This is a genomic window from Flagellimonas halotolerans (assembly GCF_035818535.1).
GTDB classification, from domain to species: domain Bacteria; phylum Bacteroidota; class Bacteroidia; order Flavobacteriales; family Flavobacteriaceae; genus Flagellimonas; species Flagellimonas halotolerans.
This window is the reverse complement of the sequence record NZ_JAYKYV010000003.1, coordinates 248,476-260,096: the sequence shown is the minus strand read 5'-3', so window position 1 is coordinate 260,096 and position 11,621 is coordinate 248,476. Positions and strand designations below refer to the sequence as shown.

Genomic DNA, 11,621 nt, shown 5'->3' with positions numbered 1-11,621 from the left:
TTTGCAACAGGCTTTACCGTTTTTGCAGGAGATGACTTTCCGTTTGACTTTGCTTGTTTCATCAGTCAATAATTTAAATGTTGGAGTAAATGTATTTCAGATTTGAATCCGTAGATTTTATTTGGCTAAAAATTAACTAAAATAGTTAGTCGATTGTTCCCACCACGCTACCACATGTCAGCATAGCATCCCCATAGTAGGGGTTTCGTATTTCTTCCTCCAAGCTGAGCCAATTGGCCCCTTTATCATTATTCGCCATGGGGCAATGCTGTACATAAAGTTTTATGTCCAATTCATTGATTTGTTGCCCTATCTGAATCATATTTTGGGAAAGCGATACAAAATCCTGCCGTTGCGCCTGCAAAATATCTTTTGAAGCAATTTCTGAAAGTTGTTCGGCTAATTCTGATATGTGACTCTTGCCCATATCATCCATTGGCAAGCCGCTTATTTCTGAAGCAATTTCCGTACCCTGCTTTGCCAACACTTGTGTTTGCTCTTGGTCTGATGCAACCAAGGCATCTTTCAAATCCAGATAAATATTTAAAAGGTTGTTGAACTTTGATTGTGCTTCTTTAGAAAATTTCATTTCCATGGTACTTCCCATACCCGAATGCCCGTCATGATTCATGCTGGTTGTGGCTCCATCTTGATTCATCATGGATTTTTTGCCCTGCAACTGGGCAGCGGCATCTACCGTAAAAGTTCCTTTGGCCACTACCAAGTCACCCGGTTTCAAGCCCGAATTGATCACATAACTGCCATTTCTCAAATTTCCGAGCTCCACCTCGCGCATTTCAAAAATTGCATTGTCCGGATTTGGCTGTACATAGACCAAGGAACGCTTTCCCGTCCACAAAACCGCACTTTCCGGTATGGTCAACGATTCGTTTTGATTGTTTGAAACCTCAACTTCGGCCTGTACAAACATTCCAGGTTTGAGCAACCCCTTTTGGTTATCAAGTCCTGCACGAACCTCCAAGGTTCTTGTATTCTTGTTCAATGTGGGAGCAATAAAGGAAACTTTGGCAGGGAATGTTTCATTAGGGTATGATTTGGTGGTCACGTTCAACGTTTGCCCTTCCTTAAACAAGCTCAATTGGTTTTCATACGCATCAAAAATAGCCCAAACCGAATTCAAATTGGCTACTTTCAACAAAGGTGAACCCGTTTTGATGTAATCGCCTTCCTCTACCATAATTTCGGAGATTACACCGCTTACATTGGAGTACACCGGAAAATTTTCAACCACTTGGCCAGAGCTTTCGATTTCGTTGATTTGTGTTTCGGACAATTTCCAAAGTTTCAATTTGTTGCGAACGGCTTTGTACAATTGGGGCTGTGTTTCCTTTAATTTGGCAGCGGTCAACAACTCTTGTTGGGCCGAAACCAAAGCCGGGGCATAAATAGCGGCCAATTTTTGGCCTTTTCGCACTGTTTCGCCTTCAAAATTGATGTAAATATTTTCAATCCGCCCATCAAAGTAGGCCGATTGAACTGCATCGGATTCTTGGTTCACAGTAACCTTACCAGAAACTTTAACATGGTCCTCTCCTGCTGTTCCAGAACCTACCATAATGGTTTCTACGCCTGCTAACACCATGGCATTCTCGGTCATTTTTATTTGATTCGCCATCAGTCCCTCTCCGCTACTTTCTGCCGGAATTAAATCCATCCCGCAAATGGGGCAAGATCCCGGTTCCGGTTGCATAATCTGTGGGTGCATGGAACAGGTCCACATGTCGCCCGAGGCAATTTCCGTGCTGTGGTCATGCTCTGTTTCGTTTGTAGTCTCGGCACTTCCCCCAAATATGAGGTATCCGACCAATAGCCCGACCACAACCGCAATTCCAATATATATGATGTTTTCCTTTTTCATCGTTTTACTTTTTTCGTTTAACCAATTTCCTCATCGTTGGCGACGAGGTAAACCAAAGCAAAAATCCGCTCAGTACCGTGATCAATCCCAAAAGGGAAAAAGCACGAAGCACGGTGGTATTAAAATTGTCCCGACTTTCATAATCCATCGTGTGGGTCATCCAAAGAAAATCGAACCATCTCCAATTTCGATGTCTTACCGTTTGAAACGAACCATCGGCCTCCGAAACGTAGGCCTTAATGTTTTCTGGTGAATCATACGTAATCACATAAGCAGGCAATTTCTTTTCCCGATACTCATGATGCTTATCGGCCTCATGGATCATCTCAACCCCTTTGACTTTTAATTCTGTTGACATATGACGCTCAGCTACCGCCAAAGCCTCTTGTTCCGAAACACCTTCTTTTATGTTTCCGTTTTTAGCATCTACCAAATATTCGTTATTGATCCAGTAATACGGTTTACCTGCTATTTCCTTTAGGCTCAACGAATTTATCCTTGATGGAATATTGATTTGTGAAAGCCCAATGAGTCCATCAAATGCAACGGGGTGATAATCCATGTTTCTGAAATGATCTCCATGAATTTCATCAATGTCGGTCCAGCTGAAGTAGAGTCCGCTAGCTGTCCACATGATGAATTGAATGCCCAAAAATATCCCCAAATACCTGTGGGCTTTTCTAATCTTAACCGCTGTTGTTCGTTTTACCATTTTATTTTTAGTCGATTGATTTAGTTCGTAATCGCAATGCATTGGCTATAACCGACACCGAGCTAAAGCTCATGGCCAGGGCCGCAATCATAGGCGAAAGCAAAATCCCAAAAAAGGGATAGAGCACCCCTGCAGCTACTGGAACACCAATGGTGTTGTAGATCAATGCAAAAAATAAGTTTTGTTTTATGTTTTTCATCACGGCCTCACTAAGGTTCCGTGCTTTTACAATGCCATGCAAGTTGCCTTTTACCAAAGTGATCATGGCGCTTTCTATGGCCACATCGGTGCCCGTGCCCATGGCAATACCCAAATCGCTTTTGGCCAAGGCAGGCGCATCGTTGATTCCATCACCGGCCATGGCGACCACTCTGCCGTTGTTTTGAAGCTGTTCCACTTCCTTCATTTTATCTTCGGGCAAGGTTTCTGCCTTAAAATCATCCAAATGCAATTCACCAGCTACTGCTTTTGCGGTCGTTTCATTGTCGCCCGTAAGCATAATCACCTTTATCCCCTTATCTTGAATTGCTTTGATGGCATTGGCACTTGTCTCCTTGATTTTATCTCCAATGGCCACAAAACCGTGACATTTACCATCAATGGCCAAATAGGAAACCGTTTTACCTTTCCCTTGTGCTTTTTTGACTTTATCCTTCATATCATCAGAGATGTCAACATTGGCTTTTTCCATCAATTTGATGTTCCCCAACTGAATCTCTAAATCCTTGATCTTGCCTTCAACACCCATACCCGTCACGGCATTAAAAGATTCCGTTTTTAGAATTTTAACATCCTTTTCCTTGCCATAATTCACCGTCGCTTGTGCCAAAGGGTGTTCGCTATTGGCATTTACCGACACTAGATATTGCAGCAATTCTTCTTTTAAATAATCATCTGAAAACACCTCTAAATGATCAAAAGTGGGTTTGCCTTCGGTGATGGTACCCGTTTTATCAATAATCAGGGTGTCCACATCGGCCATTTTCTCCAAAGCTTCGGCATTTTTGATCAACACTCCGTTTTGGGCACCTTTTCCTACTCCTACCATTACGGACATAGGTGTGGCTAGACCGAGTGCACATGGACAGGCGATGATCAATACGGCAATGGCATTGATCAAGGCGTAAACATAGGTTGGCCGGGGACCCCATATCGCCCAAACAGCAAATGTCAAAATAGAAATGATGACAACTGCTGGCACAAAATAGGCGGATACCTTATCGGCCAAATTTTGAATAGGTGCACGGCTTCGGCTAGCTTCGTTCACCATCTTGATGATTTGTGAAAGCAGGGTGTCGCTACCCACTTTTTCAGCTTTCATCAAAAAGGTTTGATTCCCATTGATGGTTCCGCTGCTTACTTTGTCATCCACTGTTTTTTCAACTGGAATGGGCTCTCCTGTGATCATGGATTCGTCCACTGAAGTGTCTCCTTCCGTAATGATACCGTCCACAGGAATTTTTTCGCCAGGTTTCACACGGAGAATATCATCCTTTTCTATATCATCAATGCTTACCTCAACCTCTTCCCCATCCACAACTTTGATTGCTTTGTTGGGAGCCAATTTCAATAATTCCTTTACCGCATTATTGGTTTTGCTGTGCGCCCTAGCCTCTAACAATTGGCCCAAAAGCACCAAAGTGAGAATTACGGTTGCTGCCTCAAAATAGACGTGAACCGCACCTGTTTCCCCCTTGAACTGGTCAGGAAAAAATCCTGGGGACAACAATGCGAGCACACTAAATATAAAAGCCACGCCCGCACCGATACCAATCAAGGTAAACATGTTCAGGTTCCACGTTTTGATGCTTCGATAAGCTCTTTCAAAAAACATCCATGTGGCGTAAAAAACCACGGGAAGCGATAGGACAAACTGAACCCAATTCCAATATTTGGGCACCATTAACTCATGAAACGGATTACTGGGAATCATATCGCTCATGGCTATTAAGAAAATGGGCAGCGTAAAAGCTACCGCTACCCAAAATTTCTTGAGCAGTTTTTTATAGGTTTTTTCCTCTGCACTGGCTTCCGGTTCTTTGGGAACCAACTCCATTCCACATTTTGGGCAGGAACCTGGGCCATCTTCCACCACTTCGGGATGCATGGGACAGGTCCATTGTTGTTTGGAGCTCGTAGACGTATTTTGTTCCTCCACCAAATCCATCCCACAAACAGGACAATCGCCAGGTTCATCATAGGTTTTGTCTCCCTCGCATTGCATTGGGCAATAAAAAGTGCCATTTCCATTGGAAACCGGTTTTTTCTCTTTTTTCTTTGGTTTATGATAGTGGCCTTCGGCATGAATACTGTAACCGCCTCCATCTTTTTCCAAAGCTTCCTCGAACTTTTTAATTGGAATGTGCTCCTCCATCTCAATCACGGCCTCGGCTTTTTCCAGATTTACCTCAACCCCGGTAACCCCATCCACTTTGGAAAGGGTTCCTTCTACATGATTTCTACAGCCATTACAGCTCATTCCGTGTATGTGATAGGTATGTTTCATCTTGTTTGTTTTTTTTCAAAACTAACTGAACACCAGCTGGAAGCTTTTCACAATTCTGGGTATCTTTTATACAATTTGATCTAAAGGCCTCCGATTCCAATCTTGCACTTTTCGGTATTCACTCATGGACATTCCTGTTATCGATTTAAACTGTTTGGCCAAATGGCTACTGCTCTTATAGTTCAAATCATAAGCTATTTCAGAAAATGTCTTGTTATCCATCTGGATTTCTTCCTTTACCCGCTCAATTTTCAAGAGGATAAAGTACTTTTCAATGGTCAGGCCCTCCTTGGCACTGAACATTTTACTGAGCACCGAATAATCTTTGTTCATTTTTTCTGACAGGTATTTCGAGAGATTCCGGTGCAAATCGTCATCCAAAGCATTGATCAAGTGTTTTTTAATGTCAGCTATATAACTTTCATTCACACCCTCGATCAATTCAAAACCATTTTTGACCAAAATCTCCCGAATATGCTCCAATTGATATTGGGCTCCGTCATAAAATTGGACTTCTCCCAAATCCATATGTACCACCTTGATGCCCGCATTCTGAAACTCTTGTCTCAGAACGCCTTTGCATCTATCGCAAACCATATTTTTTACTTTAATCCGCATCGCTGGTACAATTCAAACTTTAATTAATTGTGGGTATGTCCGTCTGCCATGTGCTCCTTGTTCAACACATAGGTCATCCCGCAAACCGGGCATTTACCCTCTTCATCACTTCCACTACCCTCGCAATGCATTGGGCACACATATGTGGAGGTATATTCTTTGCCTTCCATTTTTGCAGTTTCCATGCCTTCCATGTCATGCCCTTCATGATCCATCTTTTCCATGTCATGGCCTTCATGTTCCATGGTTGCTTCCGTAGAAGTTTCTTTTGCTTCCTCCGTTTTTCCCTTGCACGATACCGTAAGTACCAATACTGAAGCGAATGCGATTCCGATAATAGTTCTAATGTTTGTTCTCATTTTTTGACATTTTAAATTTACTTGTTAATTAAATAATTGATGATGGCAGATTGTAGATAATACAACTGCACCGATTGTATTTGATTGGTCTGAAACTTTAATTGCAGCTCTTGAATGTCGAGCACGTCGTTAAAGTCGATGGTGCCCGTTTCGTAGTTCTTGATCAGGATTTCTTCGGCATCCTTGGCCTGTTTTAGGTTTTTTGCTTGGGTTTGATGCGCAATGCGTGCCTGGTTCCGTTGCGAAATGGCATTGGCAAAGGCATTTTCCAGCACGTTCAATCGTTCTTCTTTTTGGAATTCAATCTCTTTTTGACGAAGCTCGTTCTGTTTGGTGGTCGATTTAAACTTATTGTTGAAAATGGGAACGGAAAAAGTGACCATCGGCATTACAATATCCTTTCCGTTATCGCTAAAAACCATATCATCCCGTTCCGAAACAGGTATATAATCCAACCCTATCCCAAAACTTGGAGCATTTTCCTTTTGGTTGAGCAATTCCGATTGGGTTACCGATTCATACAATTGATCATATTTGAGTAACTCTGGATTAAGGCTCAAATCGTCTTTGTTGAAAATGGGCTCATCCACAGGAATATCCATTTCATCCACCACCTCAACCCCAATACTTTCATCTCGATGCAGCAAATTATTGAAGACAGCCTGCTCTGCTAGGTACGATTGCTCCAGCACTTCTTTCTGCTGTTGCAATTCATTTTGACGAATTTGAAGCTTTAAAACATCAACCGCGGAAGCCTTTCCCACTTCAACAGAGGTCAAAGCCAAGGTCTCGTAGGTTTTAAGCAGTTCTATATTTTCCTGCAACACTTTTTGCTTCGACTGAATTCCATACAACACATAATAGGATTGTGCCACGGACAAGGCCAATTTTCGTTTGGCGATTACAATTTCTGCATACTCGGTCTCCGCCATGGAACCTGCATAGTTTTCCCGTGCGGTGATCGTTCCGAACCAAGGTAACATTTGCGATACCGAAAATCTGGCACGCTGTGCCCCTGTTCTGGTCTCTGGTTCGCTCACAAAATATCCTGCCGCTATGGTGGTATTGGGCAAAGTGTTCATTTCGACCACCTTTTCCTTTGCGATGTTATAGCGAAGTTCCAAGGCTTGAATCTTGGGACTGTTCAACTCAGCTTCTTGCAAATAGCTTTCCAAGGACTGGGCGTTAACCCCAAAAGCTGTTAAAGCAAATACTATGTATATGAATCTCCTTTTCATCTGTTTTGCATTTTAAGTTGCAACTCACTTTTCCAACTGAATAGCACGGGCACCACAAACAAGGTGATCAATGCAATCAACATCCCTCCAAAACTTGGAATGGCCATCGGAATCATAATATCACTCCCTCTTCCTGTACTGGTAAGCACGGGCAAAAGTGCCAAAATGGTGGTCGCTGTGGTCATCAAACAAGGCCGGATACGTTTTTCGCCTGCTTCCAGTACCGAGGTACGGATGCTTTTTAAATTGTTGGGTTTGTTCTTGTCAAAAGTTTGGGTAAGGTAGGTGGCCATCACCACCCCGTCATCGGTAGCAATACCGAACAGGGCAATAAAACCGACCCAGACAGCCACACTCAGGTTAATCGTATGCATTTGGAAAAGGTCACGCAGGTTCTCACCCATAAAACTGAAGTTTAGAAACCAATCCTGACCATAGAACCAAATCATTAAAAAGCCACCTGCAAAAGCCACCGTAATTCCAGAAAAAACCATTAGGGAAGTAGCAACCGACCTAAACTGAAAGTAAAGTATCAAAAAGATGATTAATAGGGCCAAGGGAACCACCACGGACAAAGTTTTTTCTGCACGTAACTGGTTCTCATACGTCCCGGTAAATTTATAGCTGATGCCTTTTGGCACCACCAATTCGCCACTTTCTATTTTTTCTTCAATCTTGGCCTGTGCATTTTCCACCACATTGACCTCTGCATAGCCATCTTGCTTATCAAATAGCACATAGCCCACCAAAAAGGTGTCTTCGCTCTTAATCGCTTGTGGTCCCTGCTCGTATCGAATGGTTACAAGTTCGCTCAATGGAACGGGACTTCCTTTTTGCACCGGAACATAAATATTTTCCAAATCGGTTGGGTTTTCCCGAAGTTCCCTTGGGTAGCGCACCCGAACACCATAGCGCTCCCTTCCTTCCACGGTTTGGGTCAAATTCATACCTCCAATGGCCACCTCAAGAATTTGTTGCACATCTTCAATTACAAGTCCGTAGCGCACCAATTTTTCACGGTCAATATCGATGAGCAGATAGGGCTTCCCTACGATTCGGTCTGCAAAAACGGCTTCATCCTTAACCCCAGCAGTTTCTTTTAAAATGGGTTCCAATTGAAGGCCAAAGTTTTCGATTTCCTTTAAATCCTGACCTTTTACCTTAATACCCATCGGGGCACGCATTCCTGTTTGAAGCATCACCAATCGTGTTTCGATGGGTTGGAGCTTGGGCGCCGATGTAACTCCGGGCAACTTGGTCACTTTTACGATTTCGTTCCAAATATCATCCGGACTTTTGATCTCGGGGCGCCAATTACGGAAATACTCCCCATCATCATCATCGGGAATTAAAAGCTTCCTATCGATTCGCAATGGTTCGCTCACATGGTTTTCGGCATACTTTTGTTCATTGCGGACTTCCAAATTTGGATTGGCGAGCACTTTTCCATTGCCCAATTCAAAATAACCGTCCGCATTAACCTTGAATCGCTGCGGACTTCCTGTATCGTTTTTTTGATACTCCGAACGGTACTGGATAATATTCTCGTACATGGAAAGTGGTGCGGGATCCAACGCGGATTCGGTCCGTCCTGCTTTTCCCACTACGGTTTGAATCTCGGGAATGGTGGCCACGGCCATATCCAGCTGTTGCAACACCCTTTTGTTTTCTTCAACTCCTGCATGGGGCAAGGAAGTGGGCATCAAAAGGAATGAGCCTTCATTGAGCGAGGGCATAAATTCCTCCCCTGTGTTGCGCATGATCATAAATCCGAAGACAACTATTACAGAAGGAATAGAAAGAAATAGCAGTTTGTTTTCCAATGCCCATGTCAAAATGCGACTGTAATATTGTCTGAACAGGTAAAATACGCCTAATAAAACAGCACATATCAAACTTACAAACAGTAGATTGATGGCAATACTACGATCAAAGCCCAAAGGTCTCCAATAGCTTGCCAATAAGAAAACAATCGTTCCAACACAGATACCTACGTTGAGCATTCCAGCTTGTTTCCCATCAATAAATTTCCTCAATTTGAGGACTCCAAAAACGCCAAACACCAGCAATGCCAAGCCCAACCAATATCCGAAACCGATGGCAACCAAGCCTAATGCCATCAAAATACCGTTCCACATATATTTAAAGATGGAATTTTGTTTTTTCTTCTTAAAAATAATGGCTGCAAAAGGCGGAATCAAAAAGAGCGCTACAATGATGGAGGCCGTCAATGCCATGGTCTTGGTAAAGGCCAATGGTCGGAACAATTTTCCTTCGGCACCGACCATAGTGAATACGGGTATAAAACTGATAATCGTGGTCAATACGGCCGTTAAAATTGCTCCTGAAACCTCGGAAGTGGCATTGTACACCACCTCATTGGTCGATAAATTTTGATCATTCTCATCCAAGTGCCGTATAATGTTCTCGGAGAGAATGACCCCAACATCGACCATGGTTCCAATGGCGATGGCTATACCTGACAAGGCCACAATATTGGCATCTACTCCGAACATTTTCATGGAAATGAACACCATGAGCACTGCGATGGGCAACAGGCCAGAAATCAGAATAGAAGCTCGAAGGTTGAACACCATGACCACAATGACCAAAATAGTGATGAGAATTTCGAGCGTCAAGGCTTCGTTCAAGGTTCCCAGGGTTTCTTGAATGAGTTCCGTTCTATCATAAAAGGGAACAATGGTCAATTGCGAAGTGGTCCCATCTTTCAATTCTTTTGATGGAAGTCCCGCACTCAACTCTTTTATTTGATCTTTCACATTGTTGATGACCTCCAACGGATTGGCTCCGTATCGGGCCACAACCACACCACCAACTACTTCGGCTCCTTCCTTGTCCAAAATTCCGCGACGAACCGCAGGCCCTAAAGAAACATGGGCCACATCCTGCACGCGAATGGAGGTATAGTCGGTAGCCATTACAACCGCATTTTTGATGTCATCCAACGATTTGATGTAGCCGAGACCACGAACCAAATATTCTGCTTTGTTGATTTCCAAGGTCTGTGCCCCAATATCCCTATTGCTCTGCTTTACGGCTTTGACGACCTGATCTAGCCCCACATTGTACTGCTTCATCAGTTCAGGGTCCACATCCACTTGGTATTCTTGCACAAAACCACCGATGGAGGCTACTTCAGATACGCCCGATGCAGAAGAAAGCGCATATTTTACGTAGTAATCCTGTACACTGCGCAACTCTTGCAAATCCCATCCACCCGTTACATTGCCATTTTTATCGCGACCCTCCAAAGTGTACCAAAAAATCTGTCCCAAAGCGGTGGCATCTGGTCCCAAGGCCGGATTTACACCATCGGGCAATAAGTTATTTGGGAGTGAATTGAGTTTTTCCAAAATGCGACTGCGACTCCAGTAGAACTCCACATCCTCTTCAAAAATGATATAGATGCTAGAAAACCCGAACATGGAAGAACTTCGGATGGTCTTCACCCCTGGAATACCTAATAAAGAAGTCGTTAACGGGTAGGTGATCTGATCTTCAATATCTTGTGGGGAGCGTCCGGGCCATTTGGTGAAAACGATCTGTTGGTTTTCCCCAATATCGGGAATGGCATCCACGGCCACAGGGTTACTGGGCAAAATACCTCCAGTATCCCAATTAAAAGGCGTGCTTACAATGCCCCATGCCATAAAAACCAGCAGGAGCAACACGGCCACCAATTTATTCTCTATTAAAAATTTAATGCTTTTGTTCAGCATAAAGGTTTGATTTAGACATTAGATCAACTCAAAAACGCGTATAAACGCAGCTGCCCAATCACTTGAATCGGGAAAATTCAATCTATGTTAAATCAAATAAGGAAAGTCTGATCTAGAACCTGTACATCCCGTATCAACGGAGGTGGGTTGTACTCGTTGAACGAGCTTGGTTCTCCGGGATCAATTTCGAAAAGTTGAAAATAGGTATGGACAAAGCTTACCAAAAAGACTTGTTGATCCAGACTAAAATTTTCAAAGGAGATTTTTAGGTCGTCCTGACCTTGAACAGTGAACGACTCATCATCACAACACGATTTTTCCATATCCATGTCCATACCACAATCGTCGGCATGGGCAAAAAAGGAAATATCCATCACACGGCCCATACAAATATGCTTGTCCACCGTCCACGAAACCGTGGAGGCCAACAACAAAAGTGCCATTACCGAGGATCCTATTTGATGGAAAAACTGTTTCATTCGACTACAAAACTACAAAATATTAACATTTATTGCTTTGCTTAACAGAACTTTATCTGTTTTAGGCTGTAAGTTTACTTTCTTTTGTTG

General features: G+C 43.2%; 8 protein-coding genes. All 8 read right to left on the bottom strand.

Translation table 11 applies throughout. The features are described from left to right. Positions 1 to 145 precede the first annotated feature (145 nt). Entirely contained in the window at positions 146 to 1,879 is a 1,734-nt protein-coding gene (locus VM932_RS05775) for an efflux RND transporter periplasmic adaptor subunit (protein ID WP_326277657.1), read from the bottom strand. Between the two features lie 4 nt (positions 1,880 to 1,883). Beyond that, a complete protein-coding gene (locus VM932_RS05770; protein ID WP_326277655.1) occupies positions 1,884 to 2,591 on the bottom strand; it encodes a hypothetical protein in 708 nt (235 codons plus the stop codon). A gap of 7 nt (positions 2,592 to 2,598) precedes the next feature. Beyond that, positions 2,599 to 5,097: a heavy metal translocating P-type ATPase gene (locus VM932_RS05765; protein ID WP_326277654.1), complete on the bottom strand. Its 2,499-nt coding sequence runs from the start codon at positions 5,095 to 5,097 to the stop codon at positions 2,599 to 2,601. 66 nt (positions 5,098 to 5,163) lie between these two features. Beyond that, positions 5,164 to 5,715: an AraC family transcriptional regulator gene (locus tag VM932_RS05760; protein WP_326277652.1), complete on the bottom strand. Its 552-nt coding sequence runs from the start codon at positions 5,713 to 5,715 to the stop codon at positions 5,164 to 5,166. Positions 5,716 to 5,738: 23 nt separating this feature from the next. Next, positions 5,739 to 6,074, bottom strand: a complete 336-nt coding sequence (locus tag VM932_RS05755; RefSeq protein WP_326277651.1) for a heavy metal-binding domain-containing protein — start codon at positions 6,072 to 6,074, stop codon at positions 5,739 to 5,741. A gap of 17 nt (positions 6,075 to 6,091) precedes the next feature. Beyond that, positions 6,092 to 7,312: a TolC family protein gene (locus tag VM932_RS05750; RefSeq protein ID WP_326277649.1), complete on the bottom strand. Its 1,221-nt coding sequence runs from the start codon at positions 7,310 to 7,312 to the stop codon at positions 6,092 to 6,094. Beyond that, positions 7,309 to 11,052 (bottom strand): efflux RND transporter permease subunit, encoded by a 3,744-nt coding sequence (locus tag VM932_RS05745; RefSeq protein WP_326277647.1) that lies wholly within the window; start codon positions 11,050 to 11,052, stop codon positions 7,309 to 7,311. Before VM932_RS05745 ends, VM932_RS05750 begins: the two co-directional genes overlap by 4 nt. Positions 11,053 to 11,144: 92 nt before the next feature. After that, positions 11,145 to 11,531, bottom strand: coding sequence for an HYC_CC_PP family protein (locus VM932_RS05740; protein ID WP_326277645.1), 387 nt, complete (start codon positions 11,529 to 11,531; stop codon positions 11,145 to 11,147). Between the last annotated feature and the right edge of the window lie 90 nt (positions 11,532 to 11,621).

What these genes read in the sequence shown, in the direction of transcription:
- VM932_RS05765 (WP_326277654.1), bottom strand. Translation starts at nt 5,097, where the DNA reads ATGAAACATACCTATCACATACACGGAATGAGCTGTAATGGCTGTAGA.
- VM932_RS05770 (WP_326277655.1), bottom strand. Translation starts at nt 2,591, where the DNA reads ATGGTAAAACGAACAACAGCGGTTAAGATTAGAAAAGCCCACAGGTAT.
- VM932_RS05750 (WP_326277649.1), bottom strand. Translation starts at nt 7,312, where the DNA reads ATGAAAAGGAGATTCATATACATAGTATTTGCTTTAACAGCTTTTGGG.
- VM932_RS05745 (WP_326277647.1), bottom strand. Translation starts at nt 11,052, where the DNA reads ATGCTGAACAAAAGCATTAAATTTTTAATAGAGAATAAATTGGTGGCC.
- VM932_RS05775 (WP_326277657.1), bottom strand. Translation starts at nt 1,879, where the DNA reads ATGAAAAAGGAAAACATCATATATATTGGAATTGCGGTTGTGGTCGGG.
- VM932_RS05740 (WP_326277645.1), bottom strand. Translation starts at nt 11,531, where the DNA reads ATGAAACAGTTTTTCCATCAAATAGGATCCTCGGTAATGGCACTTTTG.
- VM932_RS05760 (WP_326277652.1), bottom strand. Translation starts at nt 5,715, where the DNA reads ATGCGGATTAAAGTAAAAAATATGGTTTGCGATAGATGCAAAGGCGTT.
- VM932_RS05755 (WP_326277651.1), bottom strand. Translation starts at nt 6,074, where the DNA reads ATGAGAACAAACATTAGAACTATTATCGGAATCGCATTCGCTTCAGTA.